General features: G+C 61.5%; 23 protein-coding genes and 1 riboswitch. Of the genes, 6 read left to right on the top strand and 17 right to left on the bottom strand.

Annotation, left to right across the window (positions count from 1 at the left end):
* The first annotated feature begins 330 nt into the window (after positions 1-330).
* Positions 331-2619 carry a 5-methyltetrahydropteroyltriglutamate--homocysteine S-methyltransferase gene (gene metE / locus D8U70_RS02010; protein ID WP_130928199.1) on the top strand — a complete coding sequence of 763 codons (2289 nt, stop codon included), beginning with the start codon at positions 331-333 and terminating at the stop codon, positions 2617-2619.
* Positions 2620-2962: 343 nt separating this feature from the next.
* Here metE and D8U70_RS02020 read toward each other — a convergent pair whose 3' ends face one another.
* From D8U70_RS02020 to D8U70_RS02030, 3 genes are read right to left on the bottom strand one after another with little or no spacing between them, the layout of a single operon-like run.
* Positions 2963-3727, bottom strand: coding sequence for an ABC transporter ATP-binding protein (locus D8U70_RS02020; protein ID WP_016775025.1), 765 nt, complete (start codon positions 3725-3727; stop codon positions 2963-2965).
* Positions 3724-4740, bottom strand: coding sequence for an iron ABC transporter permease (locus D8U70_RS02025; RefSeq protein WP_130928201.1), 1017 nt, complete (start codon positions 4738-4740; stop codon positions 3724-3726). The genes D8U70_RS02020 and D8U70_RS02025 overlap by 4 nt, the downstream gene beginning before the upstream one ends.
* Complete coding sequence (locus tag D8U70_RS02030; protein ID WP_130928202.1) at positions 4737-5750, bottom strand: ABC transporter substrate-binding protein; 1014 nt, start codon at positions 5748-5750, stop codon at positions 4737-4739. The genes D8U70_RS02025 and D8U70_RS02030 overlap by 4 nt, the downstream gene beginning before the upstream one ends.
* Before the next feature lie 138 nt (positions 5751-5888).
* Positions 5889-6083, bottom strand: a riboswitch (cobalamin riboswitch).
* A gap of 120 nt (positions 6084-6203) precedes the next feature.
* On the opposite strand from D8U70_RS02030, the gene D8U70_RS02035 reads away from it, so the two are divergent.
* Together D8U70_RS02035 and map are read left to right on the top strand one after the other, a co-directional pair.
* Positions 6204-6431: a ParD-like family protein gene (locus tag D8U70_RS02035; RefSeq protein WP_007918027.1), complete on the top strand. Its 228-nt coding sequence runs from the start codon at positions 6204-6206 to the stop codon at positions 6429-6431.
* Positions 6428-7219, top strand: coding sequence for a type I methionyl aminopeptidase (gene map, locus D8U70_RS02040; RefSeq protein WP_130928203.1), 792 nt, complete (start codon positions 6428-6430; stop codon positions 7217-7219). The genes D8U70_RS02035 and map overlap by 4 nt, the downstream gene beginning before the upstream one ends.
* A 203-nt stretch (positions 7220-7422) precedes the next feature.
* Here map and D8U70_RS02045 read toward each other — a convergent pair whose 3' ends face one another.
* The 5 genes from D8U70_RS02045 to ribBA form a co-directional block, all read right to left on the bottom strand.
* Positions 7423-8577, bottom strand: coding sequence for an ABC transporter ATP-binding protein (locus tag D8U70_RS02045; protein WP_016775021.1), 1155 nt, complete (start codon positions 8575-8577; stop codon positions 7423-7425).
* A 17-nt stretch (positions 8578-8594) separates the two neighbouring features.
* Complete coding sequence (locus D8U70_RS02050; protein ID WP_007918021.1) at positions 8595-9404, bottom strand: ABC transporter permease; 810 nt, start codon at positions 9402-9404, stop codon at positions 8595-8597.
* Between the two features lie 6 nt (positions 9405-9410).
* Positions 9411-10319 (bottom strand): ABC transporter permease, encoded by a 909-nt coding sequence (locus D8U70_RS02055; protein ID WP_016775019.1) that lies wholly within the window; start codon positions 10317-10319, stop codon positions 9411-9413.
* Complete coding sequence (locus tag D8U70_RS02060) at positions 10316-11341, bottom strand: ABC transporter substrate-binding protein (protein WP_130928204.1); 1026 nt, start codon at positions 11339-11341, stop codon at positions 10316-10318. Before D8U70_RS02060 ends, D8U70_RS02055 begins: the two co-directional genes overlap by 4 nt.
* Before the next feature lie 357 nt (positions 11342-11698).
* Positions 11699-12808: a bifunctional 3,4-dihydroxy-2-butanone-4-phosphate synthase/GTP cyclohydrolase II gene (gene ribBA / locus D8U70_RS02065; protein WP_130928205.1), complete on the bottom strand. Its 1110-nt coding sequence runs from the start codon at positions 12806-12808 to the stop codon at positions 11699-11701.
* A gap of 68 nt (positions 12809-12876) precedes the next feature.
* On the opposite strand from ribBA, the gene D8U70_RS02070 reads away from it, so the two are divergent.
* Complete coding sequence (locus D8U70_RS02070) at positions 12877-13173, top strand: DUF1330 domain-containing protein (protein ID WP_130928206.1); 297 nt, start codon at positions 12877-12879, stop codon at positions 13171-13173.
* 138 nt (positions 13174-13311) lie between these two features.
* Here the strand turns inward: D8U70_RS02070 and D8U70_RS02075 are convergent, their stop codons facing one another.
* The 7 genes from D8U70_RS02075 to D8U70_RS02105 form a co-directional block, all read right to left on the bottom strand.
* Entirely contained in the window at positions 13312-13875 is a 564-nt protein-coding gene (locus tag D8U70_RS02075) for an NUDIX hydrolase (protein ID WP_024013191.1), read from the bottom strand.
* Position 13876: 1 nt separating this feature from the next.
* Positions 13877-14641 (bottom strand): GntR family transcriptional regulator, encoded by a 765-nt coding sequence (locus D8U70_RS02080; RefSeq protein ID WP_042606770.1) that lies wholly within the window; start codon positions 14639-14641, stop codon positions 13877-13879.
* Between the two features lie 57 nt (positions 14642-14698).
* Entirely contained in the window at positions 14699-15088 is a 390-nt protein-coding gene (locus D8U70_RS02085) for a carboxymuconolactone decarboxylase family protein (protein WP_007968634.1), read from the bottom strand.
* A 136-nt stretch (positions 15089-15224) separates the two neighbouring features.
* A complete protein-coding gene (locus D8U70_RS02090) occupies positions 15225-15710 on the bottom strand; it encodes a flavin reductase family protein (protein ID WP_110645645.1) in 486 nt (161 codons plus the stop codon).
* Between the two features lie 12 nt (positions 15711-15722).
* Complete coding sequence (locus D8U70_RS02095) at positions 15723-17204, bottom strand: aldehyde dehydrogenase (RefSeq protein WP_042606772.1); 1482 nt, start codon at positions 17202-17204, stop codon at positions 15723-15725.
* Positions 17201-18034, bottom strand: coding sequence for an alpha/beta fold hydrolase (locus D8U70_RS02100; protein ID WP_130928207.1), 834 nt, complete (start codon positions 18032-18034; stop codon positions 17201-17203). Before D8U70_RS02100 ends, D8U70_RS02095 begins: the two co-directional genes overlap by 4 nt.
* A gap of 32 nt (positions 18035-18066) precedes the next feature.
* The gene (locus tag D8U70_RS02105) at positions 18067-18657 is read right to left on the bottom strand and encodes an amino acid synthesis family protein (protein ID WP_007968626.1); all 591 of its coding nucleotides are present in this window, start codon (positions 18655-18657) and stop codon (positions 18067-18069) included.
* Positions 18658-19107: 450 nt separating this feature from the next.
* Here D8U70_RS02105 and D8U70_RS02115 point away from each other — a divergent pair, with 450 nt between their 5' ends.
* Both D8U70_RS02115 and D8U70_RS02120 read left to right on the top strand, forming a co-directional pair.
* Positions 19108-20151 (top strand): YCF48-related protein, encoded by a 1044-nt coding sequence (locus D8U70_RS02115; protein ID WP_122507913.1) that lies wholly within the window; start codon positions 19108-19110, stop codon positions 20149-20151.
* Complete coding sequence (locus D8U70_RS02120) at positions 20148-22532, top strand: RND family transporter (protein ID WP_130928208.1); 2385 nt, start codon at positions 20148-20150, stop codon at positions 22530-22532. The genes D8U70_RS02115 and D8U70_RS02120 overlap by 4 nt, the downstream gene beginning before the upstream one ends.
* 264 nt (positions 22533-22796) lie before the next feature.
* Here the strand turns inward: D8U70_RS02120 and D8U70_RS02125 are convergent, their stop codons facing one another.
* Both D8U70_RS02125 and D8U70_RS02130 read right to left on the bottom strand, forming a co-directional pair.
* Positions 22797-23516 (bottom strand): FadR/GntR family transcriptional regulator, encoded by a 720-nt coding sequence (locus D8U70_RS02125; protein WP_024013185.1) that lies wholly within the window; start codon positions 23514-23516, stop codon positions 22797-22799.
* A gap of 196 nt (positions 23517-23712) precedes the next feature.
* The coding region (locus D8U70_RS02130) for a dihydroxy-acid dehydratase (protein WP_177433935.1) at positions 23713-24533 on the bottom strand (821 nt) is incomplete at its 5' end.

Consider the following 24533-nt stretch of genomic DNA (forward strand, 5'->3'; position numbering starts at 1 on the left):
ATCGCGGGGAAAAGACTCGCGTGCAACTTAGGCGCAGACATCCTCTCTCGCAACCTCTAATCCTTGGAAAATCCAGCCATTTGGATCTAACGATAGAACGAAAACTTGCATGTTGCCCTGACGTGTTCTGATCGTTCCCACGCTCCGCGTGGGAATGCAGCCTTGGACGCTCTGCGTCCCTACGGCCAGAAGATCCCAGCCTTCGGCAGCTCCCACGGGGCGCCTGTGCATGAGTAGAACTTGTGATGATCTAGAATTTATTGAGTTTGTTTCATCAAGTCCGGTTCCCGACAATACCCGCCATCGATTAAGCATCTGGAGTTGTTTGTCATGGCACTGGCCCATTCCCTTGGATTTCCGCGCATCGGTCGCGACCGCGAACTGAAGAAAGCGCAAGAGGCGTTCTGGAAAGGAGAACTGAACGAGGCGGGCCTGCGTGACGTCGGGCGTGAGCTGCGCAAGGTCCATTGGGACTTGCAGAAAAACGCCGGCATCGACTTGCTGCCGGTTGGCGATTTCGCTTGGTACGACCAGGTGCTGAGCCACTCGCTGATGTTCGGCGTGATCCCCGAGCGCTTCCGCCCGCATGACGGCAAAGCCACGCTGCAGACCCTGTTCAGCATGGCCCGAGGCGTCAGTAATGCTTGCTGCGGCGAAGGCCACGCTCAGGAAATGACCAAATGGTTCGACACCAACTATCACTATCTCGTACCGGAATTCAGTGTCGACCAGCACTTCCAGTTGGGTTGGGAGCAGCTGTTTGAAGAAACCGAAGAGGCCCGTGCGCTAGGGCACAACGTCAAACCGGTGATCATCGGTCCGCTGACCTATCTGTGGCTGGGTAAAACCAAAGGCGCCGACTTCGACAAGCTCGATTTGCTTGACCGCCTGCTGCCGCTGTACGGCCAGATCTTCGCGCGGCTGGCGGCGTTGGGTGTGGAGTGGGTGCAGATTGATGAGCCGATTCTGGTGCTCGATTTGCCACAGGACTGGAAGAATGCCTTCGAGCGCGCCTACAACCAGATCCAGCGCGATCCGCTGAAAAAACTGCTCGCCACGTACTTCGGGGGCCTGGAAGAAAACCTCGGTCTGGCGGCGAACTTGCCGGTCGATGGCCTGCACATCGATCTGGTGCGCGCGCCGGATCAGTACCCGACCATTCTGGATCGTCTGCCGGCCTATAAAGTGCTGTCGCTGGGTGTGGTCAACGGTCGGAACGTCTGGCGCTGCGATCTGCAAAACGCGCTGGCGACGTTGCGTCATGCTCATGAACGTTTGGGTGATCGCTTGTGGGTGGCGCCGTCCTGCTCGTTGCTGCACAGCCCGGTCGATCTCGGCCGGGAAGACCAGCTCGATGCCGAACTGAAAAGCTGGCTGGCGTTCGCCGTGCAGAAGTGCGAAGAGGTCGCCGTGCTCGCTCAAGCGGTCAGCGAGCCGGAAGCGCCGAAGGTACTGCGTGCCCTCGCGCAAAGCCGTTCGGTGCAGACCAGCCGCGCTGCCTCGCCGCGTATTCACAAACCGGCGGTGCAAACGCGGGTCGCGGCGATCACGGCCAAGGATGTGCAACGCCAATCGCCGTTTGCCCAGCGCATCGCCAAACAGCGCGGCAAACTTGATCTGCCGCTGTTTCCGACCACCACCATTGGTTCGTTTCCGCAAACGGCGGCGATCCGTCTGGCGCGCCAGGCCTACAAGCAAGGCAAGCTCAGCGCGGCCGATTACACCGATGCGATGCACACGGAGATTCGCCACGCGGTGGAAATTCAAGAACGCCTCGGCCTGGATGTGCTGGTGCACGGGGAGGCCGAGCGCAACGACATGGTCGAATACTTCGCCGAACAGCTCGACGGCTATGCCTTCACCCGCTTTGGCTGGGTGCAGAGCTACGGTTCGCGCTGCGTCAAACCGGCGGTGATTTTCGGCGACCTCAGCCGCCCGCAGGCGATGACGGTCGAGTGGATCCGTTACGCCCAAGGCCTTACCGACAAGGTCATGAAAGGCATGCTGACCGGCCCGGTGACCATGCTGATGTGGTCCTTCGCCCGCGAAGACGTCAGCCGCGAAGTGCAGGCTCAACAACTGGCGCTGGCCATTCGTGACGAGGTGAATGATCTGGAAGCGGCGGGAATCAAAATCGTCCAGATCGACGAAGCGGCGTTCCGTGAAGGCTTGCCGTTACGCCGGGCGCAGTGGCCGGCGTATCTGGAATGGGCAAGCGCAGCGTTCCGCCTGTGCGCCTCCGGCGTGCGCGACGAAACCCAGATCCACACGCACATGTGCTACAGCGAATTCAACGACGTGATCGAGTCGATCGCGGCGATGGACGCCGATGTCATTACCATCGAAACCTCACGGTCGGACATGGAACTGCTCGAAGCGTTTGAAGCGTTTGCCTACCCGAACGACATCGGCCCGGGCGTCTACGATATTCACTCGCCACGGATTCCCGATGTGTCGGAAATGGTTGGCTTGCTGCGCAAGGCGGCGCAGCGTATTCCGGTTGAGCGTCTGTGGGTCAATCCGGATTGCGGTTTGAAAACCCGAGGTTGGCCAGAGACCGAAGCGGCGCTGGTGCACATGGTCAGCGCCGCACGGCAACTGCGCAAAGAGTGGGCCTGACCCTTTACCGCCCTGGAATACATAACCCTGTAGGAACGAGCCTGCTCGCGAAAGCGGTGTGTCAATCGACATCAATGTCGGATGACCTGACGCCTTCGCGAGCAAGCTCGCTCCCACAGCATTCACATTCCCCCGACATTCACGGCAACACACAATCCCCTTGTGGGAGCGAGCCTGCTCGCGAAAACGGTGTGTCAGTTGACCTATATGTTGGATGACCTGACGCCTTCGCGAGCAAGCTCGCTCCCACAGAATTCGCGTTCCCCCTGTCATTCACGGCAACACACAAATCCTTTGTGGGAGCGAGCTTGCTCGCGAAAGCGGTGTGTCAGCTACACATGCATCAGGCAAGGAAGCGCAATATCGGCGCACCATCGAACGGGTCCGTCAGATAGTGCGCCCTGACCCCGAAAGTCGTCTGTAACCGCTCCGGCGTCAGCACGTGCAGCGGCTCGCCAAGCGCGACCAGACGCCCGCGCTCCAGCACTGCCAGGCGATCGCATTTGAGCGCCTGATTGAGATCGTGCAGGGCGATCAACGTAGTCACCGGCAGTGCGCGCACCACTTGCAGAATGCTCAACTGATGCTGGATGTCGAGGTGGTTGGCCGGCTCGTCTAGCAGCAGGATCTGCGGGCGCTGCGCCAGTGCGCGGGCGATGTGCACGCGTTGGCGTTCACCGCCGGAGAGGCTGCGCCAGAGGCGGTTGCGCAGGTGCACGGCGTCGACGTCGACCAGCGCTTGCTCGACGATGGCGTCATCGGCGGGCGACCACGGTTGCAGCGCCGACAACCACGGCGTGCGCCCGAGCGCCACCGCGTCGAACACGCGAATGCCATCGTCGGTATCGGCCTGTTGCTCAACCACCGCCAGCGTCTGCGCGATAGTGCGCCGCGACATCTTGCCCAGCGCCTGACCGCCGAGCTGCACATGGCCCGCGCTCGGTTCGCGCAGGCCGGCGAGCAGTTTCAGCAGCGTGGATTTACCCGAACCGTTCGGCCCGACAATGCCCAGGGTCTCGCCGCGCTGAACGTCGAGGCTGACACCGTTGAGCAACTCGGCACCGCGCACTTTGAAGCCCACACCCGCACAACTCAGAACCGTGTTCATCGCGCCGATCTCCGGCCCACCAGAATCAGCGCGAACACCGGTGCGCCGACCAGCGCAGTGATCACGCCGACCGGGATCACCTGACCCTTGATCAGGGTGCGCGACAGCACATCGGCGGCAATCAGAAACACCGCACCGCCCAGCGCACTGGCGGGCAACAGACGCGCATGCCCCGTGCCGAGCAACAACCGTGCGGCATGGGGAATCACCAGACCGACAAAGCCGATCGAGCCGACAATCGACACCATCACCGCCGTCACCAGCGCGGCGCAGCCAATCAGCAGAATCTGCACACGTCGCACTGGTATGCCGAGAGACGCCGCCGAGTCCGCACCAAAGGTGAACGCATCCAGCGCCCGGCGATGCCACAGACAAACAACCAACCCCAACACCGCCACCGGCACCGCCAGCCACACCGACGGCCAGCGCACGCCGCCGAGATTGCCCAACAGCCAGAACATGATGCCGCGCGCTTGTTCCGAGCTGGCCGAGCGGGTGATCAGAAAAGCGGTGAGGGCGTTGAACAGTTGCGAGCCGGCAATCCCGGCCAGAATGATCTGCCCGGTGCCGCTGGCCGAGCCGCTGACCCGCGCCAACAGGATCACCAGTGCGAAAGCGGTCACCGCGCCGGCAAAGGCACCGACCGACAATGAAATCGCCCCGGCGCCGACGCCAAGCAGGGCGACCATCACCGCGCCAGTCGAGGCGCCAGCAGAAATACCCAGCAGATACGGATCGGCCAGCGGATTGCGCAGCAGCGATTGCAGGATTACGCCACAGGTCGCCAGACCGGCGCCGCAGGCCGCCGCGACCAAAGCGCGGGTCAGGCGATAGTTCCAGACAATGCCTTCGTCGATCGGGTCGAGCACATAACCGACGCCCCACAGCTTGTTGGCCAGCACCTGCAACACCACGCTCGGCTCGATCGAAGTCTCACCAATGGCCACGCCGCCGATCAGCGCGACCGACAGCGTCAACAGCACCAGCAGCAAACGGATCAGGCGTCTGCTCATGGCGACAGGTCGTAGCCGTTGATCGCGCTGGCCAGTTGTGCGAGGCCGTCGAAGGTGCGCAGGCTGGCCTGCATGGCCATGGCGTCAAGGATGATGATGCGGTTGTGCTTGACCGCGTCCATGTTGCGCGTCACCGGATCACTGCGCAGGAAGGCGAGTTTTTTCTGATAGTCGTCCGCCGGGAAACGTCGACGATCCATGCGCGCAATCACCAGCAACGTCGGGTTGGCCTTGGCGATGGTTTCCCAGCCGACGGTTGGCCATTCTTCATCCGACTCGACGACGTTGCGCACGCCGAGGGTGCTGAGCATGAAATCGGGAACGCCTTTGTGCCCGGCCACGAATGGCTCGATGTCCATCTCGGCGCTGGAGAACCACACCAGGGCGCTGACGTCTTTGCGCTGCTGCTTTTTCGCGGTGGCGATCGACTGCGCGAGGCTGGCTTTGAGCTGCTCATTGAGCTGTTCGCCACGCGCCTGCACATCGAAAATCGCTGCGAGCTGGCTCACGGCTTTGTAGATGCTGTCGATGCGAAACGGCGCCAGCCGCGTGCCGTCCGAACCGACGAGGTTGTCCTTGGCTTCGCAATCGGAGGGCAGCAGATAGGTCGGAATCTTCAGTTCATGAAACTGCTCGCGGGTGCCGACCGCGCCTTGCGGGCCGACCATCCATTCCAGCTCGACGGCAACCAGCTCCGGGCGTTTAGCGATCACCGCTTCGAAACTCGGCTCGTTATCGGCGAGGCGCTCGATCCTGTCGTTCTGCGCTTTGTATCTGCCCAGCACGTCGTTGAACCACAGCGAAGTGCCAACGACTTTGTCGCCCAGGCCCAAGGCGTAGAGCATTTCCGTGCCGGCCTGACCGATGGTCACCGTGCGAGCGGGTGCGTGTTGAAAGGTCAGGCTGCTGCCACAGTTTTCGACGGTCAGCGGATACGCAGTCGGCGCCGCTTGCGCCAGGGCGCAAAGGCTCAGAGCGGTGAGCAGGGTGGCAATGCGGGGCAGCAGCATGGGGCAGTCTCCAGGAGAACCGTACGGGAGCGGGCGGGTACGGTTTGGAAACACACCTCGGGCGCGGTCTGGAAACTGCGCAAGGCCGGCACGGGGAAAATGCGCACGGCACGATGTCCTTCCCGGACACCCCGCCGGTTAGTCAGTCACTGTGCCGGCAGGTCTCCTGACTGATGCGTCATCGCCACGCTCCGGCCTTCCCGGGATTCACCCAGTGGCAGTCGAGGAGCAGGCTCGGCACCTACAGTTGCGGGGGCAGTTCCGATTGATGCTGTGCAAGCATTTCGGATTCCCTATTAATTCCGTGTGGAAACCGGCGGCGGCATGGTAGTCGATTTGCGCGGTGGAGGGGGAGGCGAATCTGCCACAGCGTCGATTTTGTCGTCGGCATTGCAATCTGTCATATGCCCTGGCTAATATACGATCCATATACACATCGTATCGGATTCATATATGGGCATCGTAAAGATTTCAGAGGACATGCACGAGAATCTGCGCATCTCCAGCAACGCCCTCAGCCGCTCGATCAACGCGCAGGCCGAGCACTGGATGCGCATCGGCATGCTCGCCGAGCTGCATCCCAACCTCGACCACAGCGCCATTTGCCGCCTGCTGATCCGCGCCGAACAGAACGGCGGACTGGATCTGCAACAACTGACTCAGGAAGCCGTCAGCGCATGAGAAACCAGATCAAAATCAACACCCAGGCCGACATTGAAAAATCCCGCGCCGCCGGCAAACTCGCCGCCGAAGTACTGGCGATGCTGGTGCCGCATGTGAAGGCCGGGGTGACCACTGATGAGCTGGACCGGCTGTGCAACGATTACATCGTCAATGTGCAGAAAGCCGTGCCGGCCAATGTCGGTTATCACGGCTTTCCAAAAACCGTCTGCGCGTCGGTCAACGACGTGGTGTGTCACGGGATTCCATCGGGTACGCCATTGAAGGATGGCGACATCGTCAATCTCGACATCGCCGTGATCAAGGATGGCTGGTTCGGTGATACCAGCCGCATGTACGTCGTGGGTGAGGCAACTCCTGAAGCGCAGCACCTGATCAAGACCACTTACGACGCGATGTGCGCGGGCATTCGCGCAGTGAAACCGGGCGCAACGCTGGGCGATATCGGTTACGCGATCCAGAGCCTGGCGGAGGCGGAGGGCTTCAGCGTGGTGCGCGAGTACTGCGGCCATGGCATCGGCAAGGTCTATCACGACGAACCGCAAATCCTGCATTACGGCTTTCCCAATCAAGGGCTGAAGCTCAAGGCCGGGATGATTTTCACCGTGGAACCGATGCTCAATGCCGGCAAACGCCATGTGAAGAACATGCCGGATGGCTGGACGGTGCTGACCAAGGATGGCTCCTTGTCGGCGCAGTGGGAGCATATGGTCGCGGTGACGGAGAGCGGGTTTGAAGTGCTGACGGCGTGGCCGGATGAGATTGAAGGGTACCGGGCCATTGGCTGATACCGTGTGGCCTGCTTGCCCTCACCCTAGCCCTCTCCCAATGGGAGAGGGGACTGACCGAGGTGTTGTTGCGAGATACGCCGACGTGCGATACCGAGTCGAACTTACATTTTGAACAGCATGAAGATCGGCTCCCTTTCCCCCTCGCCCCCCGCGGGGGAGAGGGCTGGGGTGAGGGGGTAGATCCAACTGACTCAGCGCAATCAGTGAGCCCCGGCAGCCTTGTTCAAATCGCTCTCGGTCCATTCGGTATAGACACAAGCATCCGCCGTCGCCCAGCGCACCCGGACCGGATCGCCGGCCTTGAGCGGCATGCCCGCTGCCGACAGCGCTTTCACCGTCATCGACGTCCCGCCCGCCGTCACCACGCTGCACGTCTGGCTCTCGCCCAGAAACAGCACCTCTACAACGTTCGCCGACACCTCATTCCAGCCCGCCGCCAGCGGCTCATCCAGCGCCTGCTGCGTGCTCAGCGCCAAGGCTTTTTCCGGGCGCACCATCAGCAGCACATCCTGATCAGTGTGCAACCCGGACGTCAGCCGAATCGACAACGACTGACCCTCGAAACTCGCCGCTGCATTGCCTTGCGCCTTGAGCTTGAGGAAGTTCGAATTGCCCAGGAACGACGCGACAAATGCATTCGGCGGATTCTGGTAAAGGTCATAACCACTGCCCAGGCCGACGATCTTGCCGTGGCTGAAAATCGCGATGCGTTGCGACAGCCGCATGGCTTCTTCCTGGTCGTGGGTCACGTAAACGATGGTGATGCCCAGGCGTCGGTGCAGTTGGCGCAATTCGTCTTGCAGGTCTTCGCGCAGTTTTTTATCCAGCGCGCCCAGCGGTTCGTCCATCAGCAGGATGCGCGGCTCGTAAACCAGCGCCCGGGCGATGGCGACACGTTGTTGCTGACCACCAGACAGTTGCGAAGGGCGGCGATGGGCGAACTGTTCGAGCTGCACCAGCTTCAACATCGCATCGACGCGTTTTTCACGCTCGGCGGCAGCCAGTTTGCGAATCGCCAAAGGGAAGGCGATGTTGTCGCGCACCGACAGATGCGGGAACAGCGAGTAACGCTGGAAGACCATGCCGATGTCGCGCTTGTGTGGCGGCACATTGACCAGCGACTGGCCATTGACGAGGATCTCGCCGCTGCTCGGTGTTTCAAAACCGGCGAGCATCGACAGCGTGGTGCTTTTGCCCGAGCCGCTGGAGCCCAGGAACGTGAGGAATTCACCGTCCTTGATGTCCAGCGAGATATTGTCGACGGCAGCAAAATCGCCGTAGTGCTTGTTCAGGTTGCGCAGGCTGACCAGGGGTTTGTCGCTCTGCTGGGATGCGTCTTTGATCACGGCACTCATGTCGTACTCCTGGGCGCTCAGGCGCTGATTTCGTTGCGCCGGCGCAATGCGGCGGCGATGACCATGACCAAAACCGACAAGCCGATCAGCAGCGTCGAAGCGACGGCGATCACCGGGGTCAGGTCCTGGCGCAGGGTGGTCCACATTTTCACGGGAAGGGTTTGCAGAGTCGGGCTTGCCATCATCACGCTGAGCACCACTTCGTCCCACGAGACGAGGAAGGCGAAGAGGGCGCCGGCGACCATCCCCGGACGGATTGCCGGGAACGTCACCTTGAACACCGCTTGCAAGCGCGAGGCACCGCAGATTACCGCCGCGTCTTCAATCGACTGATCGAACAGCTTCAGCGAGTTGATGATCGAGATGATGGTGAACGGCAGCGCGACGATCACATGGCTGACGACGAAGGCGAACATGGTCCCGGTATAGCCGAGCTTGAGAAACAGCGCGTACACCGCCACGGCGATGATCACCAGCGGCACGATCATCGGCAGGGTGAACAGGCCGTAGAGCATCTCGCGGCCGGGAAAACGCCCGCGCACCAGCGCAAACGCGGTCGGCAAACCGAGGGCCACGGCGCAGATCGTGGTCAGCACGGCAACTTTAAGGCTGGCGGCAGCGGCGTTCATCCAGTCGGGATTGGAGAAGAACTGGCCGTACCATTTCAGCGTCCAGCCCGGCGGCGGGAACACCAGCCACTGCGAGGAGCCGAACGACAGCAGGACGATGAACACGATCGGCAACAGCAGGAACAGACCGATCAGTCCAGTCGTAGCGTAGAGGCCGAAACGCATGCGCCGGCTCATGGCATTGGGGGTCAGGAGCATGTCGGCTTACCTCGCGTTACTGGCGCCAACCGGGGATTCCGGTTGAAGCTTCAGGTAGAAGTAGAACAGCACCAGGGTGATTGCGATCAGCAACGCGGCGCCGGCACTGGCCAGGCCCCAGTTGAGGAACGATTGCACCTGCTGAATGATGAACTCCGGCAGCATCATGTTTTGCGCCCCGCCGAGCAGCGCCGGGGTGACGTAGTAACCGAGCGACATCACGAACACCATCAAACCGCCGGACGCCAGACCCGGCCGGCACAGCGGCAGGAACACCCGGAAGAAGTTGGTCCACGGACTGGCGCCGCAGATCGAGCCGGCCTGCAGGATCATCGGGTCGATGGCCTGCATGGTCGCCTGCAACGGCAGCACGATGAACGGGATCATGATGTAGCTCATGCCGATCACCACGCCCGTGAGGTTGTGCACCATTTCCAACGGCTGATCGATGATGCCCATCGCCATCAGCGCCTTGTTGATCACGCCCGAGGCTTGCAGCAAAACCAGCCACGAATAGGTACGGGCGAGCAGGCTGGTCCACATCGACAGCAGGACGATGTTGAGGATCCAGCGCCCCCAACCGCGCGGCACCAGGGTGATCGCCCAGGCCAGCGGAAAACCCAGGAGCAGGCTGAACAGCGTCACCAGCCCGGCCACCGAAAAGGTGTTGAGCAGCACTCGCGCATAGGCCGAGTTGGCGAACAGTTGTTCGTAGTTGCCAAGGCCAGGTACAGGTTCGAGCACACCGCGCAGCAGCAGGCCAATCAACGGCGCGAGAAAGAACAGGCCGAGGAACAGCAGCGCCGGGACGAGGTTGCCGGCGCCGCGCCAGCGTTGCTTGAAGGCCGAACCGGCAGCGCCGGCGGCGCTCCCGGTGGCAGTGGAAGGACGAGGCGCAGTGGCCGCGATTTTCATTTGACCAGCCATTCGTTCCACCGTGTCGCGATAGCCGGACCGTTCTTGGCCCAGTAAGCGAAATCAAGGGTGATCTGATCCTTGGCGTAAGCCGTCGGCAGGTTGGGGGCCAGCGTCGAATCCAGACGCTCCACACTGTCGAGGTTGACCGGCGCGTAGGCGGTCAGGTTGGAGAAGTCGGCCTGACCTTTGGCGCTGCTGGCATTGGCGAGGAACTTCATCGCTGCGTCCTTGTTTTTCGAGCCTTTTGGAATGACCAGAATGTCGGCCATGACCAGGTTCTGTTTCCAGCTCACTCCGACCGGTGCGCCGTCTTCCTGCAAGGCGTGCACACGGCCATTCCAGAACTGGCCCATGCTCGCTTCGCCGGACGCCAGCAGTTGCTGCGACTGCGCGCCGCCGCCCCACCACACGATGTCTTTCTTGATGGTGTCGAGTTTCTTGAAGGCGCGATCCAGATCCAGCGGGTAGAGCTTGTCAGCCGCAACGCCGTCGGCCAGCAGCGCCAGTTCGAGCACGCCGGGGCTTGGCCATTTGTACAGGGCGCGTTTGCCCGGGTAGGTTTTGGTGTCGAACAGCGCGCTCCAGTCCTGCGGCTTGTTGGCGCCGAGCTTGCCTTCGTTGTAGCCGAGGACGAAGGAGAAGAAGAACGAGCCGACGCCGTGATCGCTGACGAAGCGCGGGTCGATCCTGTCGCGCTGGATCACTTTGAAGTCGAGGGGTTCAAGCAGGCCTTGGGCAGCGGCGCGCAGGGCGAAATCGGCTTCGACATCGACCACGTCCCACTGCACGTTGCCGCTTTCGACCATGGCCTTGAGTTTGCCGTAGTCGGTGGGGCCGTCCTGGACGACGGTGATGCCGCTGGCCTTGCTGAACGGATCGGCCCAGGCCTGTTTCTGCGCCTCCTGGGTGCTACCGCCCCAGCTGACAAAATTCACGCTTTCGGCAGCCATTGCAGCCTGGCCGGTAACGCTGAGCAGTCCCGCGAAAAAGATCGCGGTTGCAGCTTTGTTCAACACCATGTTCACGCCCTCATTGTTGTGTTTTTGAGCGGGCCTTGCGTTGTTGCCCGCCTGTCGGGAGCAGTAGCTGGACGCTTCGTTGGAACGCCCGGTCTATGGAATATCATATTATGGTATTCCAAACTTTGTGCAAGCACTTTGCCTTACCGGTTATCTGGCGGATCTGTTTTTCCGGCCTTCATCCAAATGTGTAGCGAATGAAACTGTGGCGAGGGGATTTATCCCCGTTGGGCTGCGGAGCAGCCCTGAAAGCGGGACATGCGATATTTCTGGCGGATCGCGTTGGCAGGAATCGGGGCCGCTTCGCAGCCCGACGGGGATAAATCCCCTCGCCACAGGGGATTATCGATAGCAGGCTTATTCAGTGAACGGGATGCTCTCAACCACCTCGAGGTCATACCCGGTCAACCCCGCGTACTTCAGCGGCGGACCAAGGTGGCGCAGCTTGCCAACCCCAAGGTTCTGCAGAATCTGCGCCCCAGTCCCGACCTCGGAATAAATCCGCGATTGCGAGCGGCTGAACTGCCGTGGTGGCTGGGTCAGCTGCGGCACGCGTTCGAGCAACGCCTGCGACGATTCATGATTGGCCAGCACCACCACAACCCCATGACCTTCCGCCGCGACCCGTTGCAGCGCCGCCCACAGCGTCCAGTTCGTCGGCCCGCTGTACTCGGCGCCGACCAGATCGCGCAGCGGATCGATCACGTGCACGCGCACCAGTGTCGGCTCTTCACGACGCAAGTCGCCCATGACCATCGCCATGTGCACGCCGCCTTCGATGCGATCCTCGAAGGTGATCAAACGGAACGTGCCATGCACCGTCGGCAGCTCTCGTTCACCGATGCGTTCGATGGTGTGCTCGGTGCTCAGGCGATAGTGGATCAGGTCAGCAATGGTGCCGATCTTGATCCCGTGCTTGCGCGCGAACTGCTCCAGATCCGGGCGGCGGGCCATGGTGCCGTCGTCGTTCATCACTTCGACGATCACCGAGGCGGGGGTGAAACCGGCCAGACGCGCCAGATCGCAGCCGGCCTCGGTGTGCCCGGCGCGGGTCAGCACGCCACCTTCCTTGGCGCGCAACGGGAAGATGTGGCCGGGCTGCACCAGGTCTTCGGCGTGGGCATTCGGCGCGACCGCGGCAGCAACGGTGCAGGCCCGGTCGGCGGCAGAAATGCCGGTGGTCACGCCAACTGCCGCTTCGATCGACACGGTAAATGCAGTGCTGAACACACTGCCGTTGGCGGGTACCATTTGCTCCAGGCCCAAGCGCTGACAATGTTCGTCGGTCAGGGTCAGGCAGATCAGCCCGCGTGCCTCGCGGGCCATGAAGCTGATAGCCTCCGGTGTGCAACGATCAGCGGCCAGCAGCAGGTCGCCTTCGTTCTCGCGGTCTTCGTCATCGACCAGCAGGACCATTTTGCCGAGGCGATAATCTTCGATGATTTCTTCGATGCTGTTGAAGGCCATGCTGGACTCTCAGGGTTCGTTGGAAATATATTGGTATACCATAATACAAAATCAACAAAGAGGTCACTATGAAGGCGTACTGGATTGCACATGTGGATATAGCCAATGCCGAGCACTACAGCCAATACACCCAGCGCACCCCGCAGGCGATTGCTGCATTCGGCGGCAAGTTCCTGGCCAGAGGCGGGCGCAGCGAGGCGATGGAAGGGCGGCAGACGCCACAGCGCACGGTGATCATCGAGTTTGAAAGCTACGAAACAGCCGTGGCGTGCTACCGCTCGGCGGCGTATCAGGAGGCGAAGAGCTACCGCGAAGATTGGGCGAGGGCGGAGATCATCATCGTTGAAGGCATCAACCCAATTTAAGCCACACTGATGATCGTTCCCACGCTCCGCGTGGGAATGCAGCCCGGGACGCTCTGCGTCCCATCCAGAGCCGAACGCGGAGCGTCCGTAGAGGCATTCCCACGCGGAGCGTGGGAACGATCAGGGGACTGGTGATTTTTAGCGCATGAAGTGAATTTTGCCGCTGTCATCATTACCCATGTAAATCCCGTAAACCCCCGCTTGGCGCTCTTCGATATAGCGCTCGAGAATCTGCCGGATCGCCGGGTAATAGATCTGCTCCCACGGAATCTCTTCAGGGGCGAAGAACTTGTAATCCATGGTTTCCGGCCCGTACTGCCCGGTGATCTCCAGGGCGATGGCGCGGAAGATGATGTACACCTCGCTGATTTTCGGCACGCTGAAGATCGAATACGGCGAGACGATTTCCGCGCGCACTCCGCTTTCTTCCCAGACTTCGCGCAGCGCCGCCTGCTCGGTGGTTTCACCGCTTTCCATGAAACCGGCCGGCAGCGTCCAGGTGCCCGGGCGCGGGGGGATCGCCCGTTGGCACAGGAGGTATTTGCCGTCCTGCTCAATGATGCAGCCGGCAATGATCTTCGGATTGACGTAGTGGATATAGCCGCAGCCGCGGCACATCAGGCGCTCGTGCGTATCGCCCGGCGGCGTCTGCTGACCGAGGTCAGGGCCACCGCATTTCGGGCAAAAGCTCGGGCTGAACATGTCATTGACCTATGCGGGGTTCTTTCAGCGCGATCGGCAGGGTGATCGCCGGGGTGCCTTTGACGGCGACGCCGGTTTCTTCCTGCTTGCGCTTGAGGTAATCGAGGGCCACGGCAGCCGCCGCGCGGACGTGATCGACACACGCCTGATGCGCCGCCAGCGGATCACCGCTCTTGATCGCCTCGACCATTTTTTCCATCTCGTGATTACTCGCGCCGCGTCGGTTTTCCTGGGAGACCGAGGTCGCGCGCAGATAGCTGATGCGCGCCTGCAACTGACGCAATTGCGTGGCGGCGACATGGTTGCCCGAGCCTTCGAGCAGCACGTCGTAGAAGCCCTGCACCGAGTCGATCACCTGTTGCAGCTCGCCGTCCTTCAACGCCTTGCGGTTGTCATCGAGGGCTTTTTCCAGGGCTTTGATGTCCTTGGCTTTGGCGCGCAGGGTGAACAACTGCACGATCAAGCCTTCGAGCACGCAACGCAATTCGTAGATATCGACGGCATCGGCGAGGGTGATGATGGCCACGCGCGGGCCTTTGGCGTCGGCGAATTCGACGAGACCTTCGGATTCGAGGTGACGCAAGGCTTCGCGCACCGAAGTGCGGCTGACGCCGAGGCGATCACAGAGGTCGCGTTCGACCAGACGATCACCTGGCATGAGCTGGAAATTCATGATCGCGCTACGCAGTTTGTCCAGCACGATTTCGCGCAGGGTAACGGGGTTGCGATTGACCTTGAAGCTGTCGTCGAGTGGCTGGCGTTTCATGGGGTCCGCTCTTGAGCTTGGCTGTCCATGCCAGACGGGCATCAAAACAGCCGAGGGTTAACTGGAGGCCTCGGCGTCGGCTTCGGCAAAGGCTTCACGGGCCAGCCGGAAACTGTCCACGGCCGCCGGAACGCCGCAATAAATGCCGACCTGAAGCAGAATTTCGCGTATTTGCTCACGACTCAGGCCGTTACGCAAGGCGCCACGCACATGCAGCTTGAGTTCATGCGGGCGGTTGAGCGCCGAGATCATTGCCAGGTTGATCATGCTGCGCTCCTTGAGCGACAGACCCTCACGCCCCCAGACATGGCCCCAGCAGTATTCAGTGACCATTTCCTGCAGCGGGCGGGTGAAGTCGTCGGCGTTCTCGATCGAGCGCTGCACGTAGGCTTCGCCCAATACCTGGGTTCGGATTTTCAGACCTTTTTCATACTTCTCGTTACTCATCATTCCTCCAATCCACAGGTGTTCCCTGTGGGAGCGAGCCTGCTCGCGAAGGCGTCGTGTCAGTCGATGCAAATGTTGAATGATCGACCGCTTTCGCGAGCAGGCTCGCTCCCACATTGGCAATCGTGTCTGGCTGTCAGGCCAGGGGCGGCAACGCACCGAGCTTGCCCTTGTGATAAATCATCGGCGTCACCGGTTGCTCGGGCAGGATCAGGTTCTTCACTGCGCCGACAATGATCGCGTGATCGCCGCCGTCGTATTCACGCCACAACTCGCACTCGATGATCGCCGTGGCCTTGGCCAGAATCGGGTTGCCCAGATCGCTCAGGTGCCACTCGATGCCCTTGGCCTTTTCCTTGCCCTTGCCGGCGAACGCGTAGGCTTCGGCAGTCTGCTCGGCGGAGAGCAAATGGATGGCGAATTTCTTGCTGTCGCGCAGTACCGGGTAGGTGTCGGACGCATAGTTGGGGCAGAACAGCACCAACGCCGGGTCGATCGACAGCGCGCTGAACGCGCTGGCGGTGATGCCGACGATGCCGCCGTCCGGGTCGAGGGTGGTGACCACCGTAACGCCGGACGGGAACGAGCTCATGACGTCTTTGTAAATGCCGGGTTCGATCATTTCGCAGGACTCCTAGCGCATCACAAACGGATCAGGCATTGGCGCCTGGGAGAGGTTGATCCACACCGTTTTCAGTTCGGTGTAGGCCAGCACCGAATCGATGCCGCTTTCGCGTCCATAGCCACTGTTCTTGAAGCCGCCGATCGGCGCCATCGCCGACACCGCGCGGTAAGTGTTGACCCAAATGATCCCCGAGCGCACATCGCGTGCCAGACGATGGGCGCGGCCGAGGTCACGGGTCCAGATGCCGGCGGCGAGGCCGAACTGTGAGTCATTGGCGATCGCCAGCGCTTCGGCTTCGTCTTTGAAACGAATCACCGAGGCGACCGGGCCGAAGACTTCTTCCTGCATGATCTTCATCGAATTGCGGTCGCACTCGAACAGCGTCGGCTCGTAGAACCAGCCTTCACCGAGATCCGCCGGACGCTTGCCACCGGTGCGCAAACGCGCGCCTTCGGCGATCGCATCGGCGACCAGACCTTCGACCACCGCCAGTTGCTGCGCGGTGGCCATTGGACCCATTTCACTGTGGTCTTCCTGCGGGTTGCCGATGCGGATGCGCTGGGCGCGCTCGACCAGACGGTTGACGAATTCGTCGTAGATTTCGTCCTGCACCAGCAAGCGCGAACCGGACACGCAACTCTGCCCGGACGCTGCGTAGATGCCGGCAATCGCACCGTTAATTGCACTGTCCAGATCGGCGTCGGCGAAGATGATATTCGGCGACTTGCCGCCCAGCTCCAGCGACAGCTTGGCGAAGTTCTCGGCGCTGCTGCGCACCACATGCCGTGCCGTGGCCGCGCCGCCGGTGAAGGCGATCTTGCGGATCAGCGGATGGCGGGTGAGGGCGGCGCCGGTGCTCGGGCCGTAACCGGTGACGACGTTGACCACGCCCGGCGGAATCCCGGCTTCGAGGGCCAGGCGCGCCAGCTCGAGAATGGTCGCCGAGGCGTGCTCGGACGGCTTGATCACAATCGTGTTGCCGGCGGCGAGGGCCGGGGCCAGTTTGATCGCGGTCAGGTACAGCGGGCTGTTCCATGGAATGATCGCGGCGACCACACCCATGGCTTCGTGCACGGTGTAGGCAAACAGATCGGGCTTGTCCAGCGGCAGGGTGCCGCCTTCAAGCTTGTCGGCGAGGCCTGCGGTGTAGTGGAAGAACTCCGGCAGATAGCTGACCTGGCCACGGGTTTCGCGGATCAGCTTGCCGTTGTCGCGGCTTTCCAGCTGCGCCAGGTGTTCCTTGTTTTCTGCGATCAGATCGCCGAGGCGACGCAGCAGTTTGCCGCGCGCAGTGGCGGTCAGGCCGCGCCACGCCGGGCTGTCAAAAGCAGTTTGCGCTGCTTGCACGGCGCGTTCGACGTCCGCTTCATCGGCGTCGGGCAGTTCCGCCCAGGCTTGCGCGGAGGCCGGGTTGAGGCTTTCGAAGGTCTTGCCGGAGAGGGCGTCGACCCAGTCTCCGCCGATGCACATCTGGAAGCGTGCGAGTGTCATGCAACGATCCCCTTTATATGGTTTTGTCGGGCGTGTGCGAATTGGAGAAATTCCAGCAGCATCTGATTGACCAGACGCGGCGACTCTACCGGCATCATATGCCGTTGCTCGGGCAGCACGGCAACCTTCGCGCCGGGGATGCGTCGGGCCAGTTGCTCGGCCATTTCCGGCGTCGAGCCGGGGTCGAGTTCGCCGGTGGCGATCAGCGTCGGCGCCTGAATGCTGCTCAGGTCGTCGGCGCGGTACATGTCCTGGGTGGCGAACAATTCGTAGGTGGTCAGATAGCCCTGCGGATCGTTGTTGGCCAGAGTCTGGCGCAACGCGGCGATCTGCGCCGGGTTGGCCGCCTGATATTCACGGCTGAACCAGCGCGACAACGCCGCTTCGGCATTGGCGTCCGGGCCGTGTTCGGCAGCCTGCGCAGTGCGGGCAATCACGCCGGCACGCTGTTCTTCGCTGCGGTTGAACACGCTGTTCAGCACCACCAGGCTTTGCAGGCGCTCCGGGTAATGCAGGGCGAAGGCCCGCGCGACCAGGCCGCCCATGGAGAAACCGATCACCGCTGCCCGGGGCAGATTGAGGTGATCGAGCAGCTCGAGCAACTGATCGGCGTAACCGAGCAGGTCGGTGCCGCTGGCCGGGCGCGGGCTGGCGCCGTGGCCGAGCATGTCGTAGGCGATCACCTGATATTGGCTGGCGAGGCCGACAATCTGCCCGCCCCACATTTCTTTGTTCAGGCCCACGCCGTGGATCAATACCACGGGCTGGCCTTGGCCGGTCGCCAGGTAACTGGTGCCAGCCAGGGTGAGTTCAGCGGTGAGCCGAATCATGGAGCGCTCCTGCAATGCCTTTCTTGTTGTGATTACTGGGCTTTTTCGGCGGCCAGTTCTTCCAGATCGATGTAGCGGTTGCCGATACGCGGGTGCAGGCGGCCACCGTCGGCGCAACCGAGCACGACGACGATTTCGTCGGCACGCGGCGCGTCTTCGATCTGCATTTCCAGGGTGATGTAGTGCGAACGCAGGCCTTCGTCGTCCTTGTGCATCATCGGGATCTGAATCGACGTGCCCGGGCCGCCGCGCTTGTTGGTAAAGCTCAGGTAACTCTTGGCTTTCACCGCTTCGCGATAGTGGTTACCGAAGCGCAGGGTGTGGATCACCGCCGACGCGTGCTCGATCTCGCCGTCAGCGCCGACGACCGCCGCTTTGCCGTAGGCCTCGATCTTCTCGGCACCGCCGATGATCCCGACCAGGCGTTCGACCATCATTGCGCCGAGGTCGGAGCAGTTGGCGCGGATCTGCGGCTTGAGGTCTTCGACAAAACCGTTGCCCACCCACGGGTTCTTCATCACCACGGCGAGGCCGACCATGGTCACCGGCTTGTCAGTAGCCTTGCCGCCTTCAATGAAGGTTTCTTCGACATAGCTGACGATCTTGCGAATTTCGAAACTCATGAGCTGCTCCGTTGGGGGATTGAGAGTGTCTGTGCGTCTGATGGTATACCATAATACCGATCCTGCAAGTCCCTCTGATGAGATTTGCCTCATCACCCCGGCGAATGGTCATGTATTCAAATCCCCAAGCTACCGCCAACCCCTGTGGGAGCGAGCTTGCTCGCGAAGAGGCCCCTCCAGTGGACATCTTCATTGCCAGACCCGGCGCTTTCGCGAGCAAGCTCGCTCCCACAGGGGAATTCCTTGGTTACAGAGAGCCGCCTTCGGTTAACAAAAGATAACGCGGCGCCGATTGTCAGACATTTGCAAAGCCCGATAGGATGAGCCAGCTTCCGAAGGGGCTCTGGATTGCGGGTTTCAGGATGATGCTTCTGATCTGCCACTAGCCGAGCACCCTTGCGGCGCCCTTGAAGGCCCGATGGCCCAACAATAATAAATAGGGGAAGGTCTATGAGTCGTTGCCGCCCGCCGGCGTTACGCAACACCGCGTTGCTGGCCACAGCACTCTCGCTGCTGGGCTTCGCCACGTTATCGGCACCTGTGATTGCCGCCGAGGCCCCGGCTGACGTGGTCTATGCCACCGAATCGGCCAAGGCCGCAAAAAGCCTGATTCTTGATGTCGTCCACGCTGGCGCGCGTCTGGTCGCGGTCGGCGATCGCGGGCACATCGTCTATTCCGATGACCAGGGCAAGACCTGGACCCAGGCCAAGGTGCCGACCCGGCAACTGCTCACCGCCGTGTATTTCGTCGACGACAAAAACGGTTGGGCCGTGGGCCACGACGCGCAGATTCTCGCCAGCGCAGACGGCGGTCTGACCTGGACCAAACAATTCGAAGACCTCGCACGCGAATCGCCGCTGCTCGACGTCTGGTTCAAGGACGCCAGCAGCGGCTTTGCCGTGGGCGCCTACGGCACGCTGCTGGAAACCTCCGATGGCGGCAAGCACTGGGAAGACGTCAGCGATCGCCTCGACAACGAAGACCAGTTCCACCTCAACGCCATCGCCGCCGTGAAAGACGCCGGGCTGTTCATCGTCGGCGAGTCCGGCAGCATGTTCCGCTCCGCCGATGACGGCCAGACCTGGGAAAAGCTTGAAGGCCCGTACGAAGGTTCGCTGTTCGGCGTGATCGGCACGGCGCAGCCGCAGACCCTGCTGGCGTACGGCTTGCGCGGCAATCTTTATCGCTCCACTGATTTCGGCAGCAACTGGGAGCAGGTCGAACTCAAAGCCGCACGCGGTGCACTGGAGTTCGGCCTGTCCGGCGGCACGCTGCTGGAAGACGGCTCGATCGTCATCGTCGGCAACGGCGGCTCGGTGATCAGCAGCAGCGACAACGGCGAAACCTTCAGCGTGTTCAACCGCCCGGATCGCATTTCGCTGTCGTCGGTCACCGCCGCCGGCAACGGCAACCTGATTCTGACCGGGCAGGGTGGCTTGCACATCACCCAGCCAAACGGTGCCGAGACCAATAACAAGAAGGCGGGGCTATGACTTCCTTGATCACTCCTCAGCAGGAAAAGGCGACGGTTCTCGAGCGCCTGATCTTCAACAACCGCCCGGCCGTGATCCTGATCTGCCTGGTGGTGAGCATTTTCCTGTTCTGGCAGGCCACGCTGATCCGGCCGTCGACCAGTTTCGAAAAAATGATCCCGCTGCAGCATCCCTTCATCGAAAAGATGATGGAGCACCGCAACGATCTGGCGAACCTCGGCAACACCGTGCGTATTTCGGTGGAAGCCACCGACGGCGACATTTTCTCCAAGGAGTACATGGAGACCCTGCGCCAGATCAACGACGAAGTGTTCTACATTTCCGGCGTCGATCGTTCCGGCCTCAAATCGCTGTGGAGCCCGAGCGTACGCTGGACCGAAGTGACCGAAGAGGGTTTCGCCGGCGGTGAAGTGATTCCGCAGAGCTACAACGGTTCCCAGGACAGCCTCGATCTGCTGCGCAACAACGTGCTCAAGTCCGGCCAGGTCGGGCGTCTGGTGGCCAACGACTTCAAGTCGAGCATCGTCGACATCCCGCTGCTGGAGGCCTATCCGGACCCCCAGGATCAGGGCAAGTTGCTGGCGCTGGACTATCGCCAGTTCTCCCATGAGCTCGAAGACAAGATCCGCAACAAGTTCGAAGCGCAGAACCCCAACATCAAGATCCACATCGTCGGTTTCGCCAAGAAGGTCGGCGACCTGATCGACGGTCTGGTGATGGTGGTGCTGTTCTTCGGTGTCGCCTTCGTCATCACCCTGATACTGCTGCTGTGGTTCACCAACTGCCTGCGCAGCACCATCGCGGTGTTGAGTACGACGCTGGTGGCGGTGGTCTGGCAACTGGGGTTGATGCACTTCTTCGGCTTCGGCCTCGACCCGTATTCAATGCTGGTGCCGTTCCTGATTTTCGCCATCGGCATTTCCCACGGCGTGCAGAAGATCAACGGTATCGCCCTGCAATCCAGCGAGGCCGAGAACGCCCTGACCGCTGCACGGCGCACCTTCCGCCAGTTGTTCCTGCCGGGGATGATCGCGATTCTGGCCGATGCGGTGGGCTTCATCACCCTGCTGATCATCGACATCGGCGTAATCCGTGAACTGGCCATCGGCGCGTCTATCGGCGTTGCGGTGATCGTGTTCACCAACCTGATCCTGCTGCCGGTGGCGATTTCCTATGTCGGCATCAGCAAGCGCGCGATTGCCAAGAGCAAGAAAGATGCGAACCGCGAGCACCCGTTCTGGCGCCTGCTGTCGAACTTCGCCAGCCCGAAAGTCGCACCGATTTCGGTAGCCTTGGCCCTGATCGCTTTCGGTGGCGGCCTCTGGTACAGCCAGAACCTGAAGATCGGCGACCTCGACCAAGGCGCGCCGGAACTGCGTCCGGACTCGCGCTACAACAGAGACAACAACTTCATCATCAGCAACTACTCGACCAGCTCCGACGTGCTGGTGGTGATGGTCAAGACCAAGGCCGAAGGCTGCTCGCGCTACGAAGCCATGGCGCCGATCGATCAACTGATGTGGAAGATGCAGAACACCGAGGGCGTGCAGTCGGCGATCTCGCTGGTGACCGTGTCCAAGCAGATGATCAAGGGCATGAACGAGGGCAACCTGAAATGGGAAACCCTGTCGCGCAACCCGGACGTACTGAACAACTCGATCGCCCGCGCCGATGGCCTGTACAACAACAGCTGCTCGCTGGCGCCAGTGCTGGTGTTCCTCAACGACCACAAGGCCGAAACCCTCGATCGTGCGGTCAACGCGGTGCAGGAGTTCGCCAAGGAAAACAACAAGGACGGCCTGGAATTCATCCTCGCTGCCGGTAACGCCGGGATCGAAGCAGCCACCAACGAAGTCATCAAACAGGCTGAGCTGACCATCCTGATCCTGGTGTACATCTGCGTGGCGGTGATGTGCATGATCACCTTCCGCTCATGGGCAGCGACCCTGTGCATCGTCCTGCCGCTGGTGCTGACCTCGGTGCTCGGCAACGCGCTGATGGCATTCATGGGCATCGGCGTGAAGGTTGCGACTTTGCCGGTGGTGGCGTTGGGTGTGGGGATCGGCGTGGACTACGGCATCTACATCTACAGCCGCCTCGAGAGTTTCCTGCGTGCCGGGCTGCCGTTGCAGGAAGCCTATTACCAGACGCTGAAGTCGACCGGTAAAGCGGTGCTGTTCACCGGCCTGTGCCTGGCGATCGGCGTGTGCACCTGGATCTTCTCGGCGATCAAGTTCCAGGCCGACATGGGCCTGATGCTGACCTTCATGCTGCTGTGGAACATGTTCGGCGCGCTGTGGCTGCTGCCGGCGCTGGCCAAGTTCCTGATCAAGCCTGAGAAGCTGGCGGGGCAGAAGGGCAATTCGCTGTTTGCCCACTGATCTGACAGGCTGAAACGACAAAGCCGCAACCTTGAGGGGTTGCGGCTTTTTTTGTGAATCAAGATCAAGAGCCCCTCACCCTAGCCCTCTCCCGGAGGGAGAGGGGACTGACCGAGGGGTGCGGCTAGATATATCGACCTGAAATACCGAGTCGGTTATGGATTCACAGCAGAACGTTCAAGTCGGCGTAAATCTCAAATATTCCCCAATCGGTCCCCTCTACCTCTGGGAGAGGGCTAGGGTGAGGGCAAGCGGTCTCAAGCCCTAAGAAAGCTCAGCACCCAGCACCACACTCAACGCACTACGCGCATCATCCAGCTGCACCAGCGTCGCATGCCGGGCACCCAGGGCATCGCGGTTCTCGATGGCGGTCAGAATCGCCTTGTGCCTGGGCAACGCCAGTTCATGCAGATTCGGCCGCTGATTGGAATGCTTCAACGCCTCGGCAATCGCTACCGCCAACATGTTGCACAGGTTCGCCAGCAAGTCGTTGTGCGTCGCATCGGCGATGCGGCTGTGGAAGTCCAGGTCCGGCTGCAACAGCGCTTCCGGGGTCGGCGCGGCTTCCATGCGTTGGTAGGCTTCGTTGATCGCGGCGATGTCGGCATCGGTTGCGTGCTGGGCGGCGAGGGCGGCGGCTGCCGGTTCGATGATGCTGCGCACGCTGGTCAGCACGTTGAAGAATTCATTCTGCGGGCTGCTTTGCATCAGCCAGTGCAGCACGTCCGGGTCGAGCATGTGCCACTCACGACGGGCCTTGACCACGGTGCCGACGCGCGGTTTGGAATACACCAGACCCTTGGCCACCAGCACCCGCGTGGCTTCGCGCAACACCGGCCGACTGACCGCGTACTCCTCGCACAGCAGGGCTTCGGCGGGCAGTTTGTCGTCGGGCAAAAAGCGTCCGGAGACGATCTGCATGCCCAGTTCCTGGACGATGCGCGAGTGCATGCTTTTACGGTCGGAAGGTTTGCGGTAATCCATGGGGAGTGGCGCGATCCTGAGCGATGGAGATGCCGCGCATCATAGCAGGCACGGCACAATCTTGAGGTAGGCAATGATCGTTCCCACGCTCTGCGTGGGAATGCCTCAAGGGACGCTCCGCGTTCCAGCTCTGAAAGGGACGCGGAGCGTCCCGGGCTGCATTCCCACGCGGAGCGTGGGAACGATCAGTGGGGTGTCAATGAGAGTGGCGGGGGACTTCAGCGCCTCGGCAGCCAACCAGGAAGTCAAAGTCGCAACCCTGATCCGCCTGCAGCACGTGATCGATGTACAGCTGACGATAACCGCCCACCAGCAACTGTTGCGGTGCTTGCAGATCGGCCATGCGCGCGGCCAGTTCAGCATCCGGAATGTCCAGATGCAGACGGCCGCTGGCGCAATCGAGTTCGATCCAGTCGCCTTCTTTTACTGCCGCCAAAGGCCCGCCGGCTGCGGCTTCCGGGGCGACGTGCAAAACCACCGTGCCGTACGCGGTGCCGCTCATGCGTGCATCGGAAATGCGCACCATGTCGGTCACGCCTTCTGCCAGCAGCTTGGCCGGCAGGCCCATGTTGCCGACTTCAGCCATGCCCGGATAACCCTTCGGCCCGCAGTTTTTCATCACCAGAATCGAATCCTTATCGACGTCCAGCTCCGGATCGTTGATCCGCGCCTTGTACATGTCGAAGTTCTCGAACACCACGGCGCGACCGCGATGCTGCATCAGTTCAGCGCTAGCGGCGGACGGCTTGAGCACCGCACCCAGCGGCGCCAGATTGCCGCGCAACACGCAGATACCGCCGTCAGCGCGAATCGGATTGTCGAGGGTGCGGATCACTTGGTCTTCGCCGTAGATCGGCGCGTCCTTGGTGTTCTCGCCGATGGACTTGCCGTTGACCGTAAGTGCGTTCGGGTTGGGGATCAGATTGGCTTCACCGAGGCGGCGCAGTACCGCTGGCAAGCCACCGGCGTAGTAGAACTCTTCCATCAGGAAACGCCCGGACGGTTGCAGGTCGACGA

The sequence above is a fragment of the Pseudomonas sp. Sample_20 genome, from assembly GCF_004307585.1.
Classification (GTDB): Bacteria; Pseudomonadota; Gammaproteobacteria; order Pseudomonadales; family Pseudomonadaceae; genus Aquipseudomonas; species Aquipseudomonas atacamensis.

Excerpts from the sequence above, each read along its gene's own strand:
- metE (WP_130928199.1), top strand. The coding sequence starts at position 331 with ATGGCACTGGCCCATTCCCTTGGATTTCCGCGCATCGGTCGCGACCGC.
- D8U70_RS02020 (WP_016775025.1), bottom strand. The coding sequence starts at position 3,727 with ATGAACACGGTTCTGAGTTGTGCGGGTGTGGGCTTCAAAGTGCGCGGT.
- D8U70_RS02025 (WP_130928201.1), bottom strand. The coding sequence starts at position 4,740 with ATGAGCAGACGCCTGATCCGTTTGCTGCTGGTGCTGTTGACGCTGTCG.
- D8U70_RS02030 (WP_130928202.1), bottom strand. The coding sequence starts at position 5,750 with ATGCTGCTGCCCCGCATTGCCACCCTGCTCACCGCTCTGAGCCTTTGC.
- D8U70_RS02035 (WP_007918027.1), top strand. The coding sequence starts at position 6,204 with ATGGGCATCGTAAAGATTTCAGAGGACATGCACGAGAATCTGCGCATC.
- map (WP_130928203.1), top strand. The coding sequence starts at position 6,428 with ATGAGAAACCAGATCAAAATCAACACCCAGGCCGACATTGAAAAATCC.
- D8U70_RS02045 (WP_016775021.1), bottom strand. The coding sequence starts at position 8,577 with ATGAGTGCCGTGATCAAAGACGCATCCCAGCAGAGCGACAAACCCCTG.
- D8U70_RS02050 (WP_007918021.1), bottom strand. The coding sequence starts at position 9,404 with ATGCTCCTGACCCCCAATGCCATGAGCCGGCGCATGCGTTTCGGCCTC.
- D8U70_RS02055 (WP_016775019.1), bottom strand. The coding sequence starts at position 10,319 with ATGAAAATCGCGGCCACTGCGCCTCGTCCTTCCACTGCCACCGGGAGC.
- D8U70_RS02060 (WP_130928204.1), bottom strand. The coding sequence starts at position 11,341 with ATGGTGTTGAACAAAGCTGCAACCGCGATCTTTTTCGCGGGACTGCTC.
- ribBA (WP_130928205.1), bottom strand. The coding sequence starts at position 12,808 with ATGGCCTTCAACAGCATCGAAGAAATCATCGAAGATTATCGCCTCGGC.
- D8U70_RS02070 (WP_130928206.1), top strand. The coding sequence starts at position 12,877 with ATGAAGGCGTACTGGATTGCACATGTGGATATAGCCAATGCCGAGCAC.
- D8U70_RS02075 (WP_024013191.1), bottom strand. The coding sequence starts at position 13,875 with ATGTTCAGCCCGAGCTTTTGCCCGAAATGCGGTGGCCCTGACCTCGGT.
- D8U70_RS02080 (WP_042606770.1), bottom strand. The coding sequence starts at position 14,641 with ATGAAACGCCAGCCACTCGACGACAGCTTCAAGGTCAATCGCAACCCC.
- D8U70_RS02085 (WP_007968634.1), bottom strand. The coding sequence starts at position 15,088 with ATGAGTAACGAGAAGTATGAAAAAGGTCTGAAAATCCGAACCCAGGTA.
- D8U70_RS02090 (WP_110645645.1), bottom strand. The coding sequence starts at position 15,710 with ATGATCGAACCCGGCATTTACAAAGACGTCATGAGCTCGTTCCCGTCC.
- D8U70_RS02095 (WP_042606772.1), bottom strand. The coding sequence starts at position 17,204 with ATGACACTCGCACGCTTCCAGATGTGCATCGGCGGAGACTGGGTCGAC.
- D8U70_RS02100 (WP_130928207.1), bottom strand. The coding sequence starts at position 18,034 with ATGATTCGGCTCACCGCTGAACTCACCCTGGCTGGCACCAGTTACCTG.
- D8U70_RS02105 (WP_007968626.1), bottom strand. The coding sequence starts at position 18,657 with ATGAGTTTCGAAATTCGCAAGATCGTCAGCTATGTCGAAGAAACCTTC.
- D8U70_RS02115 (WP_122507913.1), top strand. The coding sequence starts at position 19,108 with ATGAGTCGTTGCCGCCCGCCGGCGTTACGCAACACCGCGTTGCTGGCC.
- D8U70_RS02120 (WP_130928208.1), top strand. The coding sequence starts at position 20,148 with ATGACTTCCTTGATCACTCCTCAGCAGGAAAAGGCGACGGTTCTCGAG.
- D8U70_RS02125 (WP_024013185.1), bottom strand. The coding sequence starts at position 23,516 with ATGGATTACCGCAAACCTTCCGACCGTAAAAGCATGCACTCGCGCATC.